This window comes from Aliiroseovarius sp. B-4, from assembly GCF_056857795.1.
The window spans coordinates 106,077-126,561 of record NZ_JBSXNV010000030.1 but is presented as its reverse complement, the minus strand read 5'-3'; the positions used below and the strand labels follow the sequence as shown (position 1 = coordinate 126,561).

The 20,485-nt window shown below is 59.1% G+C and carries 22 protein-coding genes and 1 other RNA gene; 7 read left to right on the top strand and 16 right to left on the bottom strand.

Annotated features, from left to right (window positions below):
* Nucleotides 1-23: 23 nt before the first annotated feature.
* Entirely contained in the window at nucleotides 24-476 is a 453-nt protein-coding gene (locus AC13C8_RS04880; RefSeq protein ID WP_482846550.1) for an Lrp/AsnC family transcriptional regulator, read from the bottom strand.
* Between the two features lie 72 nt (nucleotides 477-548).
* Between AC13C8_RS04880 and AC13C8_RS04875 the strand changes: the two genes are divergently transcribed.
* On the top strand, nucleotides 549-1,142 hold the full coding sequence (locus AC13C8_RS04875; protein ID WP_482846548.1) for a LysE family translocator: 594 nt from the start codon (nucleotides 549-551) through the stop codon (nucleotides 1,140-1,142).
* A gap of 32 nt (nucleotides 1,143-1,174) precedes the next feature.
* Nucleotides 1,175-2,956, top strand: coding sequence for an SLC13 family permease (locus AC13C8_RS04870; protein WP_482846547.1), 1,782 nt, complete (start codon nucleotides 1,175-1,177; stop codon nucleotides 2,954-2,956).
* A 15-nt stretch (nucleotides 2,957-2,971) separates the two neighbouring features.
* On the opposite strand, the gene AC13C8_RS04865 is transcribed toward AC13C8_RS04870, so the two are convergent.
* From AC13C8_RS04865 to mgtE, 4 genes are all read right to left on the bottom strand, one after another.
* Complete coding sequence (locus AC13C8_RS04865; protein ID WP_091428313.1) at nucleotides 2,972-4,750, bottom strand: SLC13 family permease; 1,779 nt, start codon at nucleotides 4,748-4,750, stop codon at nucleotides 2,972-2,974.
* Between the two features lie 138 nt (nucleotides 4,751-4,888).
* Nucleotides 4,889-5,713, bottom strand: coding sequence for a TIGR00282 family metallophosphoesterase (locus AC13C8_RS04860; RefSeq protein ID WP_482846545.1), 825 nt, complete (start codon nucleotides 5,711-5,713; stop codon nucleotides 4,889-4,891).
* Between the two features lie 51 nt (nucleotides 5,714-5,764).
* Nucleotides 5,765-6,337, bottom strand: coding sequence for a 5-formyltetrahydrofolate cyclo-ligase (locus AC13C8_RS04855; RefSeq protein ID WP_482846543.1), 573 nt, complete (start codon nucleotides 6,335-6,337; stop codon nucleotides 5,765-5,767).
* On the bottom strand, nucleotides 6,334-7,749 hold the full coding sequence (mgtE, locus tag AC13C8_RS04850) for a magnesium transporter (protein ID WP_482846542.1): 1,416 nt from the start codon (nucleotides 7,747-7,749) through the stop codon (nucleotides 6,334-6,336). The genes AC13C8_RS04855 and mgtE overlap by 4 nt, the downstream gene beginning before the upstream one ends.
* Nucleotides 7,750-7,844: 95 nt before the next feature.
* Here mgtE and guaD point away from each other — a divergent pair, with 95 nt between their 5' ends.
* Nucleotides 7,845-9,131 carry a guanine deaminase gene (guaD, locus tag AC13C8_RS04845; protein ID WP_482846540.1) on the top strand — a complete coding sequence of 429 codons (1,287 nt, stop codon included), beginning with the start codon at nucleotides 7,845-7,847 and terminating at the stop codon, nucleotides 9,129-9,131.
* Here guaD and AC13C8_RS04840 read toward each other — a convergent pair.
* The 4 genes from AC13C8_RS04840 to AC13C8_RS04825 all read right to left on the bottom strand — a co-directional run bounded on the left by AC13C8_RS04840 (nucleotide 9,121) and on the right by AC13C8_RS04825 (nucleotide 12,235).
* Entirely contained in the window at nucleotides 9,121-9,432 is a 312-nt protein-coding gene (locus tag AC13C8_RS04840) for a 5-aminolevulinate synthase (protein WP_245744640.1), read from the bottom strand. The genes guaD and AC13C8_RS04840 overlap by 11 nt on opposite strands.
* Before the next feature lie 116 nt (nucleotides 9,433-9,548).
* Nucleotides 9,549-10,880, bottom strand: a complete 1,332-nt coding sequence (locus AC13C8_RS04835) for an 8-oxoguanine deaminase (protein ID WP_482846539.1) — start codon at nucleotides 10,878-10,880, stop codon at nucleotides 9,549-9,551.
* 122 nt (nucleotides 10,881-11,002) lie between these two features.
* Nucleotides 11,003-11,809 carry an inositol monophosphatase family protein gene (locus AC13C8_RS04830; protein WP_482846537.1) on the bottom strand — a complete coding sequence of 269 codons (807 nt, stop codon included), beginning with the start codon at nucleotides 11,807-11,809 and terminating at the stop codon, nucleotides 11,003-11,005.
* A 57-nt stretch (nucleotides 11,810-11,866) separates the two neighbouring features.
* Nucleotides 11,867-12,235, bottom strand: coding sequence for a helix-turn-helix domain-containing protein (locus tag AC13C8_RS04825; protein WP_091428302.1), 369 nt, complete (start codon nucleotides 12,233-12,235; stop codon nucleotides 11,867-11,869).
* A 317-nt stretch (nucleotides 12,236-12,552) separates the two neighbouring features.
* Between AC13C8_RS04825 and AC13C8_RS04820 the strand changes: the two genes are divergently transcribed.
* Nucleotides 12,553-13,524, top strand: coding sequence for an NADPH:quinone oxidoreductase family protein (locus tag AC13C8_RS04820; protein WP_482846536.1), 972 nt, complete (start codon nucleotides 12,553-12,555; stop codon nucleotides 13,522-13,524).
* Here the strand turns inward: AC13C8_RS04820 and AC13C8_RS04815 are convergent.
* A complete protein-coding gene (locus AC13C8_RS04815; protein ID WP_091428300.1) occupies nucleotides 13,521-14,375 on the bottom strand; it encodes a LysR family transcriptional regulator in 855 nt (284 codons plus the stop codon). The genes AC13C8_RS04820 and AC13C8_RS04815 overlap by 4 nt on opposite strands.
* 124 nt (nucleotides 14,376-14,499) lie before the next feature.
* Here AC13C8_RS04815 and AC13C8_RS04810 point away from each other — a divergent pair, with 124 nt between their 5' ends.
* The 3 genes from AC13C8_RS04810 to AC13C8_RS04800 all read left to right on the top strand — a co-directional run bounded on the left by AC13C8_RS04810 (nucleotide 14,500) and on the right by AC13C8_RS04800 (nucleotide 16,364).
* Nucleotides 14,500-14,709 carry a DUF1127 domain-containing protein gene (locus AC13C8_RS04810; protein WP_091428299.1) on the top strand — a complete coding sequence of 70 codons (210 nt, stop codon included), beginning with the start codon at nucleotides 14,500-14,502 and terminating at the stop codon, nucleotides 14,707-14,709.
* Nucleotides 14,710-14,834: 125 nt separating this feature from the next.
* The gene (locus AC13C8_RS04805) at nucleotides 14,835-15,608 is read left to right on the top strand and encodes a Bax inhibitor-1/YccA family protein (protein WP_091428297.1); all 774 of its coding nucleotides are present in this window, start codon (nucleotides 14,835-14,837) and stop codon (nucleotides 15,606-15,608) included.
* Between the two features lie 66 nt (nucleotides 15,609-15,674).
* Entirely contained in the window at nucleotides 15,675-16,364 is a 690-nt protein-coding gene (locus AC13C8_RS04800; RefSeq protein ID WP_091428295.1) for an SGNH/GDSL hydrolase family protein, read from the top strand.
* A 57-nt stretch (nucleotides 16,365-16,421) separates the two neighbouring features.
* On the opposite strand, the gene rpmG is transcribed toward AC13C8_RS04800, so the two are convergent.
* The 6 genes from rpmG to gatC all read right to left on the bottom strand — a co-directional run bounded on the left by rpmG (nucleotide 16,422) and on the right by gatC (nucleotide 20,383).
* Entirely contained in the window at nucleotides 16,422-16,589 is a 168-nt protein-coding gene (rpmG, locus tag AC13C8_RS04795; RefSeq protein ID WP_008034579.1) for a 50S ribosomal protein L33, read from the bottom strand.
* A 153-nt stretch (nucleotides 16,590-16,742) separates the two neighbouring features.
* An RNA gene (gene rnpB / locus AC13C8_RS04790) (RNase P RNA component class A) lies at nucleotides 16,743-17,134 on the bottom strand.
* Between the two features lie 12 nt (nucleotides 17,135-17,146).
* Nucleotides 17,147-17,833 (bottom strand): N-acetylmuramoyl-L-alanine amidase, encoded by a 687-nt coding sequence (locus tag AC13C8_RS04785; protein WP_281242417.1) that lies wholly within the window; start codon nucleotides 17,831-17,833, stop codon nucleotides 17,147-17,149.
* Nucleotides 17,834-18,571 carry a hypothetical protein gene (locus AC13C8_RS04780; RefSeq protein ID WP_177179280.1) on the bottom strand — a complete coding sequence of 246 codons (738 nt, stop codon included), beginning with the start codon at nucleotides 18,569-18,571 and terminating at the stop codon, nucleotides 17,834-17,836. It lies immediately after the preceding gene.
* Nucleotides 18,572-18,614: 43 nt separating this feature from the next.
* Nucleotides 18,615-20,096 (bottom strand): Asp-tRNA(Asn)/Glu-tRNA(Gln) amidotransferase subunit GatA, encoded by a 1,482-nt coding sequence (gatA, locus tag AC13C8_RS04775; RefSeq protein ID WP_091428294.1) that lies wholly within the window; start codon nucleotides 20,094-20,096, stop codon nucleotides 18,615-18,617.
* Nucleotides 20,096-20,383 carry an Asp-tRNA(Asn)/Glu-tRNA(Gln) amidotransferase subunit GatC gene (gene gatC / locus AC13C8_RS04770; RefSeq protein WP_091428293.1) on the bottom strand — a complete coding sequence of 96 codons (288 nt, stop codon included), beginning with the start codon at nucleotides 20,381-20,383 and terminating at the stop codon, nucleotides 20,096-20,098. Before gatC ends, gatA begins: the two co-directional genes overlap by 1 nt.
* Between the last annotated feature and the right edge of the window lie 102 nt (nucleotides 20,384-20,485).

Below are 20,485 nucleotides of genomic sequence, written 5' to 3'. Positions count from 1 at the left end.
CAAGGGCGTTGCTGGCAAGATATCTAGGCGCGTTCATCCTTGGGCGACCCCATCACCACATGGGTGACGATCTGATGCACCTGCGGCAGCGTGCCCAGCTTGTCAGTGTGAAACCGTTTATAGGCGATCAGGTCTTCGGCTTCGACCCTCAGCAAATACTCCACCGTTCCAGTGATATTGTGACATTCCCGCACCTCGTCATACAGCGCGACAGACCGTTCGAAGCCTTCTTGTGCCGCCTTGGTGTGATCGGACAGGCCGACCGTAACATAGGCGACAAAACCCTTGCCCAGCGCGACCGGGTCCAGCACTGCACGATAGCCCTTGATCACGCCCTGTCGCTCAAGCTCTTGCACACGGCGCAGGCAGGCCGACGGCGAAAGCCCGACGCGGTCGGCCAATTCGGTGTTGGGCAACCGGCCATCCCGTGACAATTCCTGCAATATTTTCTGATTCAAACCATCAATTTTCGCCATTAATTGCACAGCTAGCGTCATTCAGCACAATAATGCAATCATTCGCCGCCAAAATCCCGGATAATTGCCGCTATGACGATCGAGCTTCTTTCAGCCTTCGTGGCCTTTGCCTTCGTGTCCTCGATCACGCCGGGGCCGAACAACCTGATGCTGATGGCGTCGGGTGCCAATTTCGGGTTTCAGCGCACGATCCCGCACATGCTGGGCATCGGCATCGGGTTTACCTTCATGATTGTGCTGGTGGGCGCGGGGCTGATGACGCTGTTTGACCTCTATCCCGTCAGTTACACCATCCTGAAAACCGGCAGCGTGGTCTATCTGCTGTGGCTGGCATGGAAGATCGCGAACGCCTCGCAGCCCGGCACCGGCAAAGCAAGCGGCATACCGATGAGTTTTCTGCAAGCCGCCGCCTTCCAGTGGGTCAACCCCAAGGCCTGGGCGATGGCCCTGACCGCGATCAGTGTCTATGCGCCCTCGCGCGATATGGCGGCGGTGGTTCTGGTTGCCATGATTTTCGGCATCGTCAACCTGCCCTCGGTCTCGGTGTGGACGGTTCTGGGGCAGAAAATACGGGTGATCCTGACCAATCCGACACGTCTTCGGTCGTTCAACCTGACGATGGCACTGTTGTTGGTGGCCACTCTTTTCCCCGTAATCTACGGGTGACGTTTCCACTTACAGGCGGTAAGCCTTGAGGCATGACAACAGATCAGATCATCCTCTTTTCGCTTTTCGGCGCGGTTTTCGGCATGCTGCTGTGGGGCCGATATCGCTATGACCTTGTGGCCTTCACCGCCCTTATGCTGGGCGTCGTGTTGGGGGTCGTCCCGACCAAGGACGCGTTTTCCGGCTTCGGACATCCGGCCACGCTGATCGTGGCACTGGTGCTGGTGGTGTCGGCGGGGCTGGTGCGATCTGGCGCAGTGTTCCTGATCACTCGCACGATGGTGGATGCTTCACGCTCGCTGGGGGCGCATATCGCGCTGATGGGTGCAATCGGGGGCGTTCTGTCTGCGTTTATGAACAACGTTGCCGCCTTGGCGTTGTTGATGCCCGTGGATGTGCAGACCGCCCGTAAGGCAGGCCGCCCACCGGGGTTGAGCCTGATGCCCCTGTCCTTTGCCACCATTCTGGGTGGCATGGTGACGCTGATCGGCACCCCACCCAACATCATCATCGCCTCGATCCGGGGCGAGGCGCTGGGCGAACCGTTTCATATGTTCGATTTCGCCCCGGTCGGGGCCGTTACCGCCGCCGCGGGTCTGATCTTCGTTGCCTTGGTCGGCTGGCGACTGATCCCCCAGGCTGAGACAGTGGAAAACGGATCGGATCCGATGGAGAACTTCGGCCTCTACGTCGCAGAATTGACGGTTCCAGAGGAGTCGAAACATATCGGCAAACGTCTGAAAGATCTGGATGAAGCAGCCGAGAAAAACGATGTCGCGATACTTGGCCTGGTGCGCGGTGGCAAGCGCCGATATGGCACCCAGCGCGCCACGAAACTTGAAGCTGGCGATGCCCTGGTGCTGGAAGCCCGGCCAGAAGCGCTGGACGAGTTTCGCGCCGCCCTGAGCCTGACGTTCACAGATGCCGAGCGCGAGGAAAAGCTGCGGGCCGAAGGCGATGGCTTGTCGAAGATCGAAATTGTCGTGCCGGTCAATGCCCGTATCGTTGGCAAGACCGCCCAGTCCATCGGGCTGAATTGGCGGCAACGCTCGGTGTTGTTGGGGATTTCACGCGCCGGGAAACGGATCGCCAAGCAAGTTCGCAAAACCGAAGTGCGCGCTGGCGACATTCTTCTTTTGCTGGTCCCGCAGGGGTCCGAATCCGATGTCACCGAATGGTTGGGCGGCCTGCCCCTTGCCGAACGCGGGCTGAAAGTGACGCAGGACGACAAGGTCTGGATGGCCATCGGGTTGTTTGGTGGGGCCGTGGCGGCGGCCAGCTTTGGTCTGATCTATCTGCCCGTGGCGCTGGGCCTTGTGGTCGTGGGCTACACCCTGACCAAGATTGTGCCGCTGTCCGAACTCTATACCCATATCGAATGGCCCGTAGTTGTCCTGCTGGGGTCGATGATCCCGCTGGGCGCGGCACTGGAAACATCCGGCGGCACTGAACTGATCGCGAACGCATTGGTGGGAATCACGCAGGGGATGCCGGCTTGGGCTGTGTTGACCGTTTTGATGATTGTCACGATGACCCTGTCTGATGTGTTGAACAACACCGCCACCACCATCGTTGCCGCCCCGGTTGGTATTCAGATGGCACAGGCGCTTGGCAAGAACCCGGATCCCTTTTTGATGGCCGTCGCGGTGGCGGCAAGCTGCGCCTTCCTGACCCCGATTGGTCACAAGAACAACACGTTGATCCTTGGCCCCGGTGGCTATCGTTTTGGCGATTATTGGCGGATGGGGCTGCCGTTGGAAGTTCTGGTCGTCGCGGTCTCGATCCCCGCCATTCTGGTGTTCTGGCCGCTGTGATCCGTGCCGGAACGCCTAGAGCGGCCAGATGAACGGGATCAGGGCCGAAGCAAGCAGCCCCACCGACAAGTTCAGCGGAATTCCGACCTTCAGGAAATCTGAAAACTTGTAGCCGCCCGGACCATAGACCAGCGTGTTGGTCTGATATCCGATCGGTGTTGCAAAACTGGCCGAGGCGGCCACCATTACGGCCACCACCAAGGGTCGCGGATCCAGTCCCAAAGCATTGGCGAGGCCGATGGCAATTGGCGTCACAACAACCGCGACCGCGTTGTTTGACACAAGCTCGGTCAGGACCGATGTCAGCAAATAAATCGCCCAGACGATCAGGAACGGATGCAAATTACCAAGAAGCGGTGCCACATTTTCCGCGATCAGGCTCACCGCGCCCGAGTTTTCCAGCCCTGCGCCAATCGCCAGCATCGAAAAAATCAGCACCAGAAGACTCCCGTCAACGGCCCCGAACGCCTCATCCGCGTCAATGCAGCGCGTCAGCAGAACCACCGCCACGGCAAGCACGGTCAGATAGAAAATCGGTGCCACGCCAATGCCCGCCAATACAACCAGACCCACCAGCGCCCCGATGGCAATCGGCGCGTGACCACGTCGATATTCGCGTGCAGACGGTTTCGAGACATCCAGCAGGTTCATATCCTGCGCCAGCCGGTGAATATCCTCGGGCGCGCCTTCCAGCAGCAGCGTATCCCCGACTCGCACCACCAGGTCATCCAGTTGGCGGCCGATATTCTGGTTCTTGCGATGCACGGCAAGAGGATAGACGCCATAGCGACGACGCAGACGCATCCGACCCAACTGCTTTCCAACCATGCCGCAATCGGGGGTAATCAGAACCTCGACGGTCGTGGTTTCGACCGCAGACACCTGATCCACGCGTTTCAGGCTTTTGTCGCGTTGCAGGCTCAAAAGCTCAGTCATTGCCGTGCGCAGAACAACACGGTCGCCGACTTGCAGTGTCACCTCGTCCAGATTGCGTCGAAGCGAGGCATCGCCCCGCACAACGTCAACCAGCCGGACGCCATCGCGCTTGAACAATTGCACCCCGTTCACTTCGCGCCCGATCAGGTTGCTTTCGGGCGGGACCACCGCCTCGGTAAAGAACTTCTTGCGGGACCGGTCGGACAAAAGCGATGCCATGCTGTCGCGATCAGGCAGGATCTTCGGCGCAATGAAGTAAATATAGATCATGCCCCAGGCCACCAATGCGATGCCCAGCGGTGTAACCTCGAAAATCGTGAAGGCCGTCAATCCGTTAGCACGCGCCACACCGTCAACCAACAGGTTTGTCGATGTCCCGATCAGGGTCAACGTGCCGCCCAGAATGGCACCATAGCTGAGTGGTATCAGAAGTTTCGACGCCGAGGAGCCGATTTTCTTGGCAAGTTGCACAAAGACCGGGATCATCACCACAACGACGGGCGTATTGGACACAAAAGCCGAGGCAATCACCACGAACCCCATCAGGGCAGATAACGCCAGAACCGGCCGTTTCTCGGCCCGGCGCTCAGCGATCTGTGTAAACCAATGAAGCGCACCCGTGCGCACCAGCGCACCCATGACGATGAACATGCCGGCGATTGTCCACGGAGCAGGGTTCGACAACACCTTCAAGCCCTGTTCATAGTCCAGAATGCCCAGGACCAGCATGATGGCGACACCGCCAATGGCGACGACCTCGGTCGGGAAGGTTTCGCGCAAGAACATCACGAACATGCCAGCCACGACCAGCAGTGAAAGCACCGCCAACGTCATATCGCCAAAATCAAATAGGCCCATTCGCTGTCCCTGTTCGGTTCGTCAGTGCAGTCTTGCCCGGAGCGCGTCCGGTGAGCAAGCGCGGTTTTTCGCTGAATGCAGCACGTGTGTTAAGGGTTGATTGCACGTTTCACAGTTCAATACCGGAAGAAGTTCGGATCAGCCAAGGTCGGAAGGTGTCGATTGAGCCAACCGTCCACCCTCGCGGATCATCTGAACTCGCGTGGCCTTGCCGGTGCGGTCGTCGGTTTCGACATAGAGGCCTGACAACGTCGCCTCGCCCGCCGCTGGGGTGAAGCGACTTTTCGACATGCCCGTGATGAACCGGCGCATCGGTTCTTCTTTCTGCATTCCGATCACGCTGTCATAATCGCCGCACATGCCGGCATCAGACTGAAACGCCGTGCCTTTGGGCAGGATTTGCGCGTCGGCTGTGGGCACATGCGTGTGAGTGCCAACCACGATGCTGGCACGTCCGTCACACCAATGGCCCATGCCCATCTTCTCGGACGTGGCTTCGCAGTGAATATCGACCAGGGCAGCCTGCACCGCGCCGCCAAGAGGATGACGTTTCAGCACTGCATCCACCGCCGAAAACGGATCGTCGAAAGGGCGCCTCATGAACACCTGCCCCAAAGCCTGCGTGACCAGAATCTTGCGCCCACGGGCGTCCGAGAATACTCGCGCGCCCGTGCCCGGCGCGTCTTTGGCATAGTTCAGTGGGCGGATGATCCGCTGCTCCTGCTCGCAAAAAGTCAGCATCTCACGTTGGTCGAACGCATGATCGCCCAGCGTGATCACGTCAGCACCTGCGTCCAGTATCGTGCGCGCGTGTGCGGCGGTCAGGCCTGCCCCACCGGTCGCGTTTTCGCTGTTCACAACCACGAAGTCCAGCTTCCACGCCTCACGCAGCCCCTTCAGCCGCTCGGTCACAGCACGCCGGCCCGCGCGCCCCATAATGTCGCCAAGAAAAAGTATCTTCATGCCCCAAGCCCTAGGTCGAATGGGTGAAAAGGGCAAGCCAAAGCGTTTGGATCACACCCAATGCACGCCTTCATCTGTGACGATTGCGTCAAGCAGTTGATCGGTGGGTTCCAGCGGCACCGCGTCCACCTCTTGCGCGCTGTAGGCATAGCCAATGGCAAGTGTCGGCCGCTTGGCGCGCAGCCCCTCAAGCGTTCGGTCGTAGAAGCCACCGCCATAACCCAGACGACCGCCATGGCGGTCAAACGACAGCAGCGGCACGATCAACACGTCGGGCTCGACAAACTGCCGTGTCGCCGGGATGAACGCGCCAAACGCGCCCTCGGTCATCTCGCAATCCGGGGTCCAAAGCGCAAAGCGCAGTGGCTCGCCCAGTTGACCAGTCACCGGCACGCAGACCGGCCCATGCGTGGCCATCGCGGCCATCACGGGCACAGGCGTGATTTCGGTGCGGATCGGCACATAACCCGACAGCGTCTTTCCTTTATGCTCGGTCACAACCGACAAAAGATTTGCGACCCCCGCAGCCGACCGCGCCTCGCTGTGCACGTCTTTCCGACGGGCAAAGGCCGCCTTGCGCGCACGTGCCTTGATCGTTTTCAAGTCGTCCTGATCTGTTTTCAAAGCAACATCACCGCAGCAAGCCCCAAGAAGGCAAAGAAGCCCACGACATCCGTGACGGTTGTCACAAACGCGCCGGATGCCAGCGCGGGGTCAATGTCGAGGCGATCCAGCACAACCGGGATGATAACCCCGGCCAGACCCGCCACCACCAGATTAACGACCATCGCGATGGCGATCACGACGCCCAGCAACGGGGTGCCAAACCAGGCCACGCCCACCAGCCCCATGACCACGGCAAAGATCAGCCCGTTGATCAGACCCACAGCGGCTTCGCGCCGGATCACGCGCCAGACGTTTGCCGAGGTCAGGTCTTTCGTCGCCAGCGAGCGCACGGCCACGGTCAGCGACTGCGTGCCCGCATTACCACCCATCGAGGCCACGATCGGCATCAGCACAGCCAGCGCCACGAATTGCGTAATCACATCCTCAAACTGCGCAATCACCAGTGACGCCAGAATGGCGGTCACAAGGTTCACCGCCAGCCACGGGAAGCGCCGCTTGGTTGTGTCAATTACCCGGTCCGACAGGCTGCTTTCACCCACACCAGCCAGACGCATGATGTCTTCTTCATGTTCTTCATCCAGAATGACCATGGCATCATCGATGGTGATCACGCCCACAAGGCGGTCATCTGCATCGACCACCGGGGCCGAGATCAGGTGGTACTGATTGAACGCATAGGCCACTTCGCCTTCGTCCTGCATGACCGGTATGGTGCGAAAGCTGTCCTCGGCAATGTCCACCATCTTGACCTTGCGGGCACTGCCCATCAGACGCCCCAGCGTGACATAACCTGTCGGGCGCATCCGCGGGTCGACCAGAATGACGTGATAGAATTGTTCGGGTAAATCTTCCTGATTGCGCAGAAAATCAATGGTTTGCCCCACATCCCAATGTTCCGGCACAAACACCAGCTCGCGCTGCATCAAGCGGCCCGCGGATTCCTCGGGATAGGACAGGCTTTGTTCGACCACGGCCCGATCATCGTCATCAAGCGCGCGCAGAACCGCCGCAGTTTGCGGCTCATCAAGGTCTTCGATCAGGTCGACGACATCGTCGGTCTCAAGTTCGCGAACCGCATCCGCCAAAACCGTCGGAGACATCGCGCCGACGATTTCCTCGCGCAGACCCTCGTCCAGTTCCGACAGAATCTCGCCGTCCAGTTCGCCACCATACAGGCGCACCAGTGCGACACGCTCGTCATGGCCCAACTGCTCGATAATATCGGCGATGTCGGCGGCGTGAACGGGTTCAAGCGCCCGGACCAACGCTTCGGCATCTTCCGCTTCAAGCGCGGCCAGAACCGGCTGGAACACCTCTTTGTCCAGCTCGTAATCCCCTTCTTCGAGCACATCGTCGCTAAGTTGATCGTCCAGCATCACGAGGCCCTCCCGATTGGTCAGCGTGAACATAGGACATGGTCGAGCGCAATGGAACAGCAAGAAACCCGTTGCCACGTTAAATTTCCAACCGTAATCTGCCCGATGGCGTTTACGAAAGGCACGACATGCAGCTTCTTCTGGGACAGACCATCCGGTTTACCGCTGACCCGTTCAAGGCACCTCTGACTGATAGCACGACACACGAACCACGCGGTGCGGTCGCCATCGAAGGCGGCATGATCAAAGAGGCCGGGCCAGCGGACGAGTTGCGCCAGAAGTATCCACAGGCGAAGGTGACGGATTATGGCGACGCCCTGATTTCACCCGGTTTTGTCGATGCGCATGTCCATTACCCGCAAACCGCAATTATTGCGTCATGGGGAAAGCGTCTGATTGACTGGCTGAACAGTTATACCTTTCCCGAAGAAAGCCGGTTCGGCGATCCCGCCCACGCCGCCGAGATTGCCGGGTCTTACTTCGATCTTGTCACCGCGTCGGGCACCACAACAACAGTCAGTTATTGCACCATTCATCCCGAAAGCGTTGATGCTTATTTCACCGCAGCCCAAAAGCGCGGATTGCGGGTGTTGGGTGGCAAGACCTGCATGGATCGGAACGCCCCCGAGACGCTGCAAGACACGCCACAGAGCGCCTATGACGACAGCAAGGCATTGCTGAACCGCTGGCACGGGCAGGATCGGCTGTCCTATGTCATCACGCCCCGGTTTGCGCCCACGTCAACGCCTGACCAACTGGCGGCACTTGGCGGGTTGTGGGCGGAAAACCCGGATGTGCTGATGCAGACCCATATCAGCGAACAGCATGAAGAAGTTGCATGGGTTGCGGATTTGTTTCCAGACGCCACGGATTACCTCGATGTCTATGAGCGTCACGGCCTGCTGGGGCCAGGCGCACTTCTGGGGCATGCCATTCATTTGACCGATCGCGAACGTGACCGCATTCGCGAGGTCGATGCAAGCCTGATCCATTGCCCAACCTCAAACATGTTCATCGGGTCCGGCCTGTTCGATATGAACTCGCTAATGGAACAGGGGCACCGGATCGGGTTGGCCACCGATACGGGCGGCGGGTCGTCCTTTTCGATGTTGCGCACAATGGCGGCTGCCTACGAGGTGGCTCAGCTTCGTGGCCATCCGCTACACCCCGCGCAGCTTTGGTGGCTGGCGACCGAAGGATCTGCACATGCGCTGCGAATGGCCGACAAGATCGGCACGCTCGCACCGGGGTCCGAGGCAGATCTGGCCGTAATCGACTTGGCCTCGACACCAGCCATCGCCCAGCGCGCAGCGCGCGCCGAGGATATATGGCAAGCGATCTTTCCCACCATCATGATGGGGGATGACCGCGCGATCAAAGCAGTCTGGGCCAATGGCACATGCCTTAGAAGCTGACCAGAGCTACCCCGACCAGAACAAATGCCGCCCCGGCCATTTCCTGCCGCGACAGCCCTTCGCCAATGACAAAGGCATAGGTCAGCACAAGCAGGGATTCGGTGGCGATAATCGCGATATAGGCAAGACCGAGTTCAACTTGACGAAGCAACAGAACTTCAGAAACTACGGTGCCCGCCAAAACGGCGACAAGCAGCGCCAGTGGCAACAGCGCATAGCCATAAGAAAAATGCTTCATCAAAATGGTCGAAACCCCGTAACCAAGGGCCGCAGCCAGTGCTAAAAATGTCTTGTCACTCATTACGGAAAGCATGGTGAGCCCATCCTTTCTGCGGCAATATCCGCGTGAGAGAAATATTAAAATACCGCTGATCTTAACAGAAAAAGAACTGATCGCAAAATTGCAAGTTCAGCCTGTCACGCACCAAGCCGTGCAGCGAGGCGATTTTGATCTTCGATCAATCGCGGCAGGTCAAGCGTTGTGATCCGCCCATCCCGCACGATCTGCCGCCCTTCGACAAACAGGTCGCGGACCTGACGTGGGCCTGCCAAGACCAGCGCCGCCGGATCCCAGCTGCCTGCGCTTTCCAGCCCGGACACATCCCAGATCGCTATATCCGCACGCTTGCCCACGGCGATCTGGCCGCAATCGTGACGCCCAAGAACCTCGGCCCCGCCGCGGGTCGCGATGCGCAACACCTCGCGGGCGCTCATCTTGTCGGCGCCGAAGGCCACGCGTTGCAAAAGCATGGCTTGACGCGCTTCCTCCATCAGGTTGCCCTGATCGTTGGAGGCAGAACCATCCACCCCCAAGCCAACCTTGACGCCCGCGTCGCGCATCTGGCGCACAGGCGCGATTCCCGATCCAAGTCGGCAGTTTGAGCAGGGGCAATGCGCGACCCCGGTGCGCGTGTGGGCGAACAGGTCAATCTCGGTGCTGTCCAGCTTGACACAATGAGCGTGCCAGACATCATCCCCGACCCAACCCAGTTCTTCGGCATATTGACCCGGCCGACAACCGAACTGCGCCTGGCTATAGGCGATGTCCTCGTCGTTTTCTGCCAGATGGGTGTGCAGCATCACGCCTTTGTCACGCGCCAGAAGGGCCGCGTCCCGCATCAACTCACGACTGACCGAAAAGGGCGAACACGGTGCCACGCCCACCCGCAACATCGCGCCGTCGGACGGATCGTGAAAGGCATCAATCACCCGGATGCAATCTTCAAGAATTGCGCTTTCGCGCTCGACCAGCATGTCGGGCGGCAGGCCGCCATCGCTTTCCCCGATCGACATCGCGCCACGCGTGGGATGAAAGCGCAGACCGACTTCGCGCGCGCCGTCGATCGTATCCTCAAGCCGCGCACCGCTGGGATAGAGATAGAGGTGATCCGAGCTCATCGTGCAACCCGACAAGGCCAGTTCGGCCAGACCCACCATGGCCGACACGCGCATCTCATCCGGGCCGAAGCGCGACCAAATCGGGTAAAGCGTCTGCAACCATCCGAACAAAAGCGCGTCCTGCCCGCCCGGCACAGCCCGCGTCAGGGTTTGATACAGATGATGATGGGTGTTCACGAGGCCCGGCGTCACAACGGCGCGGCTTGCGTCCAGCACTTCGCAATCCTGTTCAAGATCAACGCCGATATCCGTGATGACCCCGTTTGAGATGCGAATATCGGTTGACGAAAGCTCGCGGCTGTCGTCATCCATCGTCAGAATGGTTCGTGCATTGCGGATCAGATAGTCCATGTTGTCTCCTCCCGCCCATTTCGGTGAGACAACTCTGGCGGCGACAGAAAGGGCAAAGGACTCGCGCGCTTGGGCATTTTGCCACGCACAGGCGGTCCCCTACAATACCCTTGATCAGCCGTTCAGGGGCAGGACAGAAACGCCAGCGCCGCAGCGTGGATCTGCCGATTGGCCGCTGCCACCACGCGCCCGCCTTGATGCACGGGTCCGCCTTCCCAGTTCGTGACAATACCACCTGCCGCTTCGATCACCGCCATCGGGCCTTGGATGTCATACGCCTGCAAGCCGGCCTCGACCACAAGGTCGATTTGTCCTGCGGCCACCAGCCCATAGGCATAGCAATCCAGACCGAACCGCGTCAGCTTGACCTCGTTTGACAGCCGTTGAAACGCTTGGCCTTCCCGCGGCGTGCCAACTTCCGGGAATGTCGTGAACAGAATCGCATCCGCCAGATCGCGCGGCGCGCGTGTCTGCAAACGGCGTGTTCCGTGCGGCCCGTCAACACGGGCTTCGCCGAAACCGCCGATGAAGCGTTCCCCGATATAAGGCTGATCAATAACGCCAAGCTGGGGGCCGTTGTCATCGCCGACTGCGATCAACACACCCCATGTGGGTGTGCCCGACAGAAAGGCGCGGGTACCATCAATCGGGTCAAGCACCCATGTCAGACCGCTTTCCCCTGCGGTCAGGCCGAATTCCTCGCCCAGAACGGTATCCTTTGGGCGCAGGACTGCCAAAAGGTCGCGCATCGCGCGTTCTGCCGCGCGGTCACCTTCGGTGACCGGATCAAACCCTTCGCTGAGTTTGTTGTCAGCAGTCAGGCCATCGGCGCGGAAATAGGGCAGGATGGCTTTGCGCGCCGCATCGGCCAAAGCCTCAGCAACGCGCAGCAATTCCTGTTTGGTCTCTGACGTCAGATCGGTCACCATGTCACCCCGGCAGTTTGTTGACCGCGCGGTAACAGGGCAACCGGTCTGGCGTCAAGCTCAGGCCACGTCTGACAGGACACGCGCCAGTTCAAACAGGCGACGACGTTGATTGTCAGGAATGGCGTAATAGCTGCGCACCAGTTCCAGAGCTTCTTTATCCGCCAGGATGTCGCCCGGCAGGGCACCTTCGGTATCGGCATCGGGTTTGCTTTCCAGCCCTTCAAAGAAAAAGCTGACCGGCACCGAAAGTGCTGCCGCGATATCCCAAAGCCGAGACGCAGAGACGCGGTTCATGCCGGTTTCGTATTTCTGGATCTGTTGGAATTTGATCCCTACTTTTTCAGCCAACTGCTGCTGCGTCATCCCCACCATCCAACGGCGGTGACGGACGCGTTTACCAACATGGACATCCACCGGATGTTTCATTGAACCACTCCTCGTTACTAGATTGAATTACGCAACCACTGACCATGTGTCGACGCGTTCACTCAACCTGTCTTTTTGGTCAGCTTCGACGTCAATAATGAAAAACTTATTAATACCAATACGATATACGTATTCATTCGCATTTTTTGCGCCTCCACCACAGCGAAAGTCGTCAACATGGAAGCACACGCAAAAGGAGATTAGCAACAAGTTTTGCATTTTGCAACTACACAACGCTGAGGCGAGCAGATGATTCTCTACTATCTTGCTCGATTTTCCGCTCGGAAACACCTATGGAGTTGCCAAAAGGAGCCCGCATGAAAACCCTTCTCGTCACAGATTTCGACCATCCGGCACAGCTGGTTGACGTCGCCACGCCAACTCCCCAATCCGGACAAGCATTGGTGGACATCCGCGCTTGTGGTTTGAATTTCGCCGATCTGCTGATGTCGAAAGGTAAATACCAGGACACGCCACGGCCACCCTTTTCGCTGGGGATGGAACCGGCCGGGATCGTCACCGCCCTTGGCCCGGATGCTGACGGTCCCAAGCCAGGGACACGGGTTGTGGTCTTTTCTGGCCGCGATGGTCTGGCCGAACAGGGTGTGTTCGATGCGACCCGATGCCTGCCCCTGCCCGACAACATGAGCTTCGAAGACGCCGCCGCGTTCCAGATCGCCTATGGCACGAGCCACATGGCGCTGGACTACAAAGCACGGCTGCAACCGGGCGAAACACTGGTCGTTCTGGGCGCAGCCGGTGGGGTCGGGCTGACCGCAGTGGAAATTGGCAAGGTCATGGGTGCGCGGGTCGTCGCTTGCGCGCGCGGGGCCGAGAAACTGGAGGTCTGCCGTCGCGCCGGCGCCGATCATCTGATCGACACGGACACACAGGACATCCGAGACGAGGTCAAGGCGTTGGGCGGAGCAGATGTGGTCTATGACGCGATCGGCGGCGACCAGTTCAACGCGGCCTTCCGCGCCTGCAACCCGGAAGCCCGGATCCTGTTGATCGGTTTTGCCAGTGGCGATCTGCCCGAGGTGCGGCCAAATCACATGCTGGTCAAGAACATCACTCTGATCGGCTTTTACTGGGGCGGGTATCTGAAGTTCCGACCCGACCCCTTGACCGACAGCCTGCGTCAGTTGCTGACCTGGTATGGCGAAGGCAGGATCAAACCCCATGTCAGCCACACGCTACCGCTTGACCGCGCGGGCGAGGCCTTGGACCTGCTGAGGCAGCGCAAATCGACGGGCAAGGTGGTCGTCACCATGCCGCCATCGCCCTAGAGTTCGGCAAATGCCCGGCGGATCATCGACAGCAAGTCCTGCATGGCCTGGCCACCCGAATTGCTCGCCGCATACATGTTCACCCGGGTGACAGCAAGATCCGGCAATGCTCCTCCGTGGTCGATCTGCTCTAGAAACGGCTGAACGGTGCCATCGATCACGGCGTGCACGGCCAAATCTGCTGACAACGATGCCTCGATCGTGCGGGTAGAATCACCGTCAACCCCCATCTCCCACTGAATATTCGCCGCATTCAGGGCTTTTTGAACGCCCTTGCGGAAAATGCAGTTACGCTCAAAAGCAAGCCGCAGCGGTCTTGAACGCCACGCCTGACCGTTCGGCGCCCCGACCCAGACCAGCGGAAGCGCGGCCAGGGTTTCGGCTCCGGCGTCCTTTTCTTCTTCTGTGGTCAGGGTGATGTCACATTCGCCACGCGCGAACATGGATTTCAGACGGCTTGTATAGGACGAGATCAAGTGGACGCGCATCCTCGGATATTCGGCGTGAAACTGCTTCAACACCGTGGGGATCGCCGGATAGACCACATCGGAGGGAACCCCCAAGACGATCTCACCCTCATACGCGTGATCCGTAAGGCGCGCATATACCTCGTCATTCAGGCGCATCATGCGGCGCGCATATCCCAGCAATTGTTCGCCGTCGGCAGTCAGCGACACCCCCCGCCCCGAACGATCCAACAAAGGACGACCCAAACTTTCCTCAAGCCGTTTCAACTGCATCGACACGGCGGACTGGGTCAGATGCAAAAGCCCCGCCGCACGTGTCACTCCGCCCGCGTCCGCAACGGTTACAAAACTGCGCAAAGCCGTCAGGTCAAGATTTCGGGGCATATCACACCTCTTGATGCATAATAGCAAAAACATTCATTTTACTTATCAAACCTAGATCAGCATAAACATCAAGAACGTTGATGCAACGCCTATCAACCATTTACCTCTGAGAAGGAGAGACGAGATGTCTGCTGTTATCTGCACCAATGCCCCTACCGTAAAGCGCGCGTTCTCACCGCTGGCTTGGCTGGTCCACGCCTGGGAGGTCCATCGCGAACGTCATGCACTGGCAAATTTGGACGCGATCCGGTTGAAAGATATCGGTCTGACACCAGACGCTGCGTATCGCGAAGCGAACCGCCCCATTTGGGATATTCCGGCGCACTGGAACTAACATCTGATCTTTCCGATCAAGTTATCCTATTCCTCTTGAAATACATTCCGCCCTTGCCGATATTAAGGCCAAGGGCGGTTTCCGTTTGGGGCTCGCCAGTTGTGTTTTTCTGGAGGTCTATCTAAATGGCTCAATATGATACGGTTCGCGCAGGCGTAGGCACCCGCGCCGCAATCGACGAAGGGCTTCGCGCCCATATGAACAAGGTCTATGGGCTGATGTCCGTGGGTCTTCTGATCACTGCCTTGGCAAGCTGGGCCATCGCTGGCCTTGCGGTAACCACCGATCCGACAGGTGCGACCGCTGCGATAAGCGAAGGTAAATACCTGACCGGATTGGGTCAGGCGATCTATATGTCGCCGCTGAAATGGGTCGTTATGTTCGCTCCGCTGGCTATGGTGTTTGCCTTCGGCGCCGCCATTAACCGCTTGTCCGCGTCAGGTGCGCAACTGTTCTTCTATGCGTTTGCCGCGCTGATGGGGCTGTCGATCAGCTCGATCTTCCTTGTCTTCACCGGCGTGTCGATCGTGCAAACCTTCTTGATCACCGCAATCGCCTTCGCGGGTCTAAGCCTTTATGGCTACACCACCAAGCGCGACCTAAGCGCATTGGGGGCATTCCTGATCATGGGTCTGATTGGTCTGATCGTGGCGTCGATCGTCAACATCTTCATCGGAAGCTCGATGCTTCATTTTGCGATCTCGGTAATCGGTGTTCTGATCTTTGCTGGTCTGACAGCTTATGACACGCAGAAGATCAAGACGGATTACATTGCGCACGCGCAGGCTATGGACAGCGAATGGCTGGCGAAATCCGCAATCATGGGTGCACTGAACCTGTATCTGGACTTCATCAACCTGTTCATGTTCCTGCTGCAATTCCTGGGCAACCGTGAATAAGCAGGCGTAACAAACGAACAAAGGGCCGGTCTTGAGGGACCGGCCCTTTTTGCTTGGAACAGGCCCATGTCTGACAGAGTTCTGAAACTTGCCCTTGCTCCCCTTCTGATCGCGCAAGCGCTGCTTGTTCGCAAAACAGCGGCCAGCCTGCCGGAACCTGCGGGGCCTCGCACGGGACAGACTGGCGATGGTTCTTCGCTGCGTCTTGCTATTATCGGAGATTCTTCAGCCGCCGGTGTCGGTGCGTCCCATCAAGGCGAAGCCTTGTCGGGTCGTTTGACAGACAAACTTGCCGCGCATTACCGTCTGACATGGTCGCTGCACGCCAGAACCGGCGCAACAACACGTTCCACGCTGGAAGAATGGCCTGACGATCTGGGCGAAGTCGACATTGCCATCGTGGTGTTGGGCGTGAACGACATCACCCGACAAACCCCGCTGCGCCGATTGTTAAAGCACCGCGAGCAGCTATACGCCCGGCTACGCCAACGCCATCACGCCCAGCGCATTCTGGTCACGGGTGTCCCGCCGCTGGATCAGTTTCCCCTGCTGCCCGGTCCACTTCGTTTTGTTCTGGGACAGCAGGCAAGGCGGTTCGATACGGCCCTGGCTCAGCAAGCCGAGACGCTGGGTATCGAATATCTGCCATTCAACATGTCGCTGGATCCCGCAACGATGGCGGCGGACGGCTTTCACCCCGGACCCACGGCCTATCGCCACTTTGCCGACACGCTGTATCGACAGATCCAAAGCTGATAAACGAAAAGGCCGCGCCCACCGGCACGGCCCATTCAACATCGAAAGGGATCAAGATTACTTGATCTTACCTTCCTTATATTCAACATGCTTGCGCACAACCGGGTCGTATTTCTTCACAACCATTTTTTCGGTCATGGTGCGAGCATTCTTCTTGGTCACATAGAAGTGGCCGGTATCCGCGGTCGAGTTCAGGCGGATTTTGATAGTGGTCGGCTTCGCCATGTCGTCAGCTCCTCATCGGGTGGGCGCACCCCGCCCGGGTAAATCTCTGGAACCCGCCTTTTAGCGTCATTGGCCCCCGAGTCAACAGGCAATCGGGAAATTCGCGCGCGTTCCGAAACGACGCGCATGACGGTGCCCAATCGGCGTGAAATATTGCGCGGACGGCCTGTAAGCCGGATTCTGTCCAGGTGTTGCCACCGTGGATGACCATTCCTCTAGGATGCCTGTTACCAGACACCTCAAGCTGCCAACCCGGACCTGCAAAAGCCAAGGCGGCTTTGGGGCAAGCCCCGTGCGGTCCCTATTTGGCATTGCTCCTGGTGGGGCTTGCCGTGCCGCCCTTGTTGCCAAGCGCGCGGTGGGCTCTTACCCCACCGTTTCACCGTGACCCGCGACAGGCGCAGGCCGTCTGTTCTCTGTGGCGCTTTCCCTCGGGTTTCCCCGGCCGGGCATTACCCGGCACCATTGCCTTGTGGAGTCCGGACTTTCCTCGCGTCACGCAGGAGCACGCCCCCACAGTCACCCGCGGTCATCCAGCCATCCGCGCATAAAGCGACTTAAGCGTTGGGTGTGGGCGCGTCAACGGGGAAGCGTTTGGAAAGGTCAGCGACAATTCCCATGTCGCGCCTATCCAACGGCCCAACAGCCCACGGGCGGAAGCGTTGGCGCAAAGCATCAAGCACAGCGGTGCACCCGGCATTCGATGGATAACCGAAAACAGCCGCCTGTTGAAGAAACTCCGCCTCATCCGGCGTGGTTTCGGAACCATCAGGCCAGATGGCCAACTCTTGTCGTGCAAGCCGGGACCACGGGAACCGCCGACCGGGATCGGATTTGCGGTCCGGTGCCATGTCGCTATGCCCGATCACACCTTCTATGGGAATCGACCATCGCTCCATGATCAGGGGCAACAACTTTTCAAGCTGTGCCAACTGCGGTTCGCTGAACGGGGATACCCCGTCATTGTCGATCTCGATCCCGATCGAGCGGGAATTGATGTCATCCATCCCGCGCCACGTGCCTGCCCCCGCGTGCCACGCGCGCATATCTTCATCCACCAACTGAAACACCCGCCCGTCGCGGTGGATCAGGTAATGGGCAGACACTTCGTGTTCAGGCGCGCAAAGACGATCCAACGCCTCGGCCGGATCAGCCATGGCGGTATAATGAAGAACGATCAACGAAGGTGCGAGGCCATCCCGTCGCGGGCCGAAATTCGGGGACGGACGGGATGTGATCTGCACCTATTCGCTCGCGACGGTTTCGCCCGAGATGTTAAGAGTTTCACCCGGAAGCGGTGCCGGGTCGGCAAGATCACTCGTATCATCAGTCGTGATGCCCACGGCTTCCAGGTCCGCTTTGCTGATGCCAGAATCTTCGACCACTGCCGTATCCTCGACCGCACCACGGGCGGAGCGGAAGGGGGCCGGGTTCCAACCGCAGGCAAATCCGTCACCATCGGGGTCCAACCCATGTCTGTCTCGCTTGGGGCCACCGGCCTCAAGAAACGCGATTTGTGCAAAATCGGCGGAAGTATAGCGCGCGCAATTGCGTTCTGCCCGCGCGTCGCCCGACAATGCCGAGCGGGAATAGATCGACTGCCCCACCGTATTGGTGGTCGACAACGCATATTCCACCACCGAAACCGAACTGCCTTCGGGGCGTTCAGGGACGGCGACCACCTCGGCCTGTTGATAGGCGGCCTGATAGCTTTCGATACGCTGGGCGTCACTTTCAATACTTTCGCGGGCCGCGACGGCACTGAAATCCTGTTCGTCGGAAATGCCGGGCGCGACAGCGGCATTCTGATTGCCATCAATCGACTGACTGGTAACAGAGCTTCCTTCGATCATCGCCGACAAAGGCGCACCCGACACCGGATCGACAGCAGGTGTCACATTCGCAGGCGACCGGCTGTCAGGGGCATTGCTGGCGCAAGCTGAAACCGAAGCAACGGCGACGAGACCCAAAATATACCGCATAGAACCCTCTTTCTCGCAGCAAGGAGTTAATAATTTGCAGGAGTTACCACCATTTCCGGGGCTTTGCCACAAATCCGGCACGTTGCTCTACCTCGTGAGCGATATTCAGCAGATCGCCTTCTTCCCACGGGCGCCCGATCAGTTGCAGACCCAGCGGCAAGCCCTGCGCGTCCAGCCCGGCGGGTACCGAAATACCCGGCAACCCGGCAAGGTTCACCGTCACGGTAAACACGTCGTTCAGATACATCTTGACCGGATCGGCGTTTTCCATCTCGCCCAGCCCAAAGGCGGCAGACGGCGTCGCGGGTGTCAGGATTGCGTCGATGCCTTGCGCGAACACATCTTCGAAGTCTTTCTTGATCAGCGCGCGCACCTTGCGGGCACGATTGTAATAGGCGTCATAGAAGCCCGCCGACAACACATAGGTGCCAACCATCACGCGGCGTTGCACTTCGGCCCCGAACCCTTCGGCGCGGGTTTTCTCATACATCTCGGTAATGCCATCGCCCTGCCCCAGCTTGGCACGGTGGCCATAACGCACGCCGTCATATCGGGCGAGGTTCGACGACGCCTCTGCTGGTGCAATCACATAATAGGCGGGCAGAGCATATTTCGTGTGAGGCAGCGAGATATCAACAATCTCGGCCCCCGCGTCGCGCAGCATGTCGGCACCTTTGGCCCACAACGCTTCAATCTCGTCCGGCATACCGTCCATGCGATATTCCTTGGGAATACCGATCTTCTTGCCCTTGATGTTACCGGTCAGCATGGCCTCGAAATTCGGCACTGGCAGGTCTGCACTGGTGGAATCTTTCGCATCATGGCTGCACATCGCTTCCAGCATGATCGCAGCGTCGCGCACCGATTTGGTCATCGGACCAGCCTGATCCAACGAAGATGCGAACGCCACAACACCCCAGCGCGAGCATCGCCCATAGGTCGGCTTGATCCCGGTAATGCCAGTAAAGGCGGCAGGCTGGCGGATTGACCCGCCTGTGTCGGTGCCGGTCGCGGCAAGGCAAAGGTCAGCGGCCACAGCCGACGCCGACCCGCCCGAGCTTCCGCCCGGTGTCAGCTTGCGGTCGTCGATTTTCCACGGATTCACTGCATTGCCATACACGCTCGTCTCGTTCGACGAACCCATCGCGAATTCATCCATGTTGAGCTTGCCCAACATGACGGTGCCATTGTCCAGAAGGTTTTGACTGACAGTCGATTCGTATTCCGGGATGAAGCCTTCAAGAATGCGGCTACCCGCTTGTGACGCCACGCCCTTGGTGCAGAACAAGTCTTTGATCCCCAGCGGGATGCCGCACATGTCAGGCGCATCGCCCGCCTTGATGCGGTCGTCCGCCGCTTTGGCCTGTTCGCGCGCAAGTTCGGGCGTTTTGTGGACAAACGCGCCCAGCGCGCCTGCGCCTTCGATCTCGGTCAGACACGCCTCGGTCAGTTCGACAGATGTCAGATCGCCCCTGCGCATCGCATCGCGGGCATCCGCAATCGTCAGTTTGTTCAGGTCAGCCATTATTCCACCACCTTCGGAACCGCAAAGAAGCCTTCACGTGCGTCAGGCGCGTTTGACAGTATCTTGTCCTGCATGCTGCCATCCGTCACCACGTCTTCGCGCCGCTTCAGACGCATCGGCGTGACTGAGGTCATCGGTTCGATCCCGTCCACGTCCACCTCGTTCAACTGCTCGATGAAGCCGAGGATCGCGTTGAAGTTTTCGGCAAGCTCCGGCAAGCGGTCGTCTTCGACCTTGATGCGGGCCAGATGCGCAACCTTGCGCGCGGTTTCGATGTCGATCGACATGGGGTGCTCCCGTCTGTGTTTCGCCAGTTCGTTTAGCGCGCGCCCGTCCCGCCCGCAAGCCATGTGAACGGCTTGCGGCGCTGTCCCACAGGTGACAGGGGC

What these genes read in the sequence shown, in the direction of transcription:
- AC13C8_RS04880 (WP_482846550.1), bottom strand. Translation starts at nt 476, where the DNA reads ATGGCGAAAATTGATGGTTTGAATCAGAAAATATTGCAGGAATTGTCA.
- AC13C8_RS04875 (WP_482846548.1), top strand. Translation starts at nt 549, where the DNA reads ATGACGATCGAGCTTCTTTCAGCCTTCGTGGCCTTTGCCTTCGTGTCC.
- AC13C8_RS04870 (WP_482846547.1), top strand. Translation starts at nt 1,175, where the DNA reads ATGACAACAGATCAGATCATCCTCTTTTCGCTTTTCGGCGCGGTTTTC.
- AC13C8_RS04865 (WP_091428313.1), bottom strand. Translation starts at nt 4,750, where the DNA reads ATGGGCCTATTTGATTTTGGCGATATGACGTTGGCGGTGCTTTCACTG.
- AC13C8_RS04860 (WP_482846545.1), bottom strand. Translation starts at nt 5,713, where the DNA reads ATGAAGATACTTTTTCTTGGCGACATTATGGGGCGCGCGGGCCGGCGT.
- mgtE (WP_482846542.1), bottom strand. Translation starts at nt 7,749, where the DNA reads ATGTTCACGCTGACCAATCGGGAGGGCCTCGTGATGCTGGACGATCAA.
- guaD (WP_482846540.1), top strand. Translation starts at nt 7,845, where the DNA reads ATGCAGCTTCTTCTGGGACAGACCATCCGGTTTACCGCTGACCCGTTC.
- AC13C8_RS04840 (WP_245744640.1), bottom strand. Translation starts at nt 9,432, where the DNA reads ATGAGTGACAAGACATTTTTAGCACTGGCTGCGGCCCTTGGTTACGGG.
- AC13C8_RS04835 (WP_482846539.1), bottom strand. Translation starts at nt 10,880, where the DNA reads ATGGACTATCTGATCCGCAATGCACGAACCATTCTGACGATGGATGAC.
- AC13C8_RS04830 (WP_482846537.1), bottom strand. Translation starts at nt 11,809, where the DNA reads ATGGTGACCGATCTGACGTCAGAGACCAAACAGGAATTGCTGCGCGTT.
- AC13C8_RS04825 (WP_091428302.1), bottom strand. Translation starts at nt 12,235, where the DNA reads ATGAAACATCCGGTGGATGTCCATGTTGGTAAACGCGTCCGTCACCGC.
- AC13C8_RS04820 (WP_482846536.1), top strand. Translation starts at nt 12,553, where the DNA reads ATGAAAACCCTTCTCGTCACAGATTTCGACCATCCGGCACAGCTGGTT.
- AC13C8_RS04815 (WP_091428300.1), bottom strand. Translation starts at nt 14,375, where the DNA reads ATGCCCCGAAATCTTGACCTGACGGCTTTGCGCAGTTTTGTAACCGTT.
- AC13C8_RS04810 (WP_091428299.1), top strand. Translation starts at nt 14,500, where the DNA reads ATGTCTGCTGTTATCTGCACCAATGCCCCTACCGTAAAGCGCGCGTTC.
- AC13C8_RS04805 (WP_091428297.1), top strand. Translation starts at nt 14,835, where the DNA reads ATGGCTCAATATGATACGGTTCGCGCAGGCGTAGGCACCCGCGCCGCA.
- AC13C8_RS04800 (WP_091428295.1), top strand. Translation starts at nt 15,675, where the DNA reads ATGTCTGACAGAGTTCTGAAACTTGCCCTTGCTCCCCTTCTGATCGCG.
- rpmG (WP_008034579.1), bottom strand. Translation starts at nt 16,589, where the DNA reads ATGGCGAAGCCGACCACTATCAAAATCCGCCTGAACTCGACCGCGGAT.
- AC13C8_RS04780 (WP_177179280.1), bottom strand. Translation starts at nt 18,571, where the DNA reads ATGCGGTATATTTTGGGTCTCGTCGCCGTTGCTTCGGTTTCAGCTTGC.
- gatA (WP_091428294.1), bottom strand. Translation starts at nt 20,096, where the DNA reads ATGGCTGACCTGAACAAACTGACGATTGCGGATGCCCGCGATGCGATG.
- gatC (WP_091428293.1), bottom strand. Translation starts at nt 20,383, where the DNA reads ATGTCGATCGACATCGAAACCGCGCGCAAGGTTGCGCATCTGGCCCGC.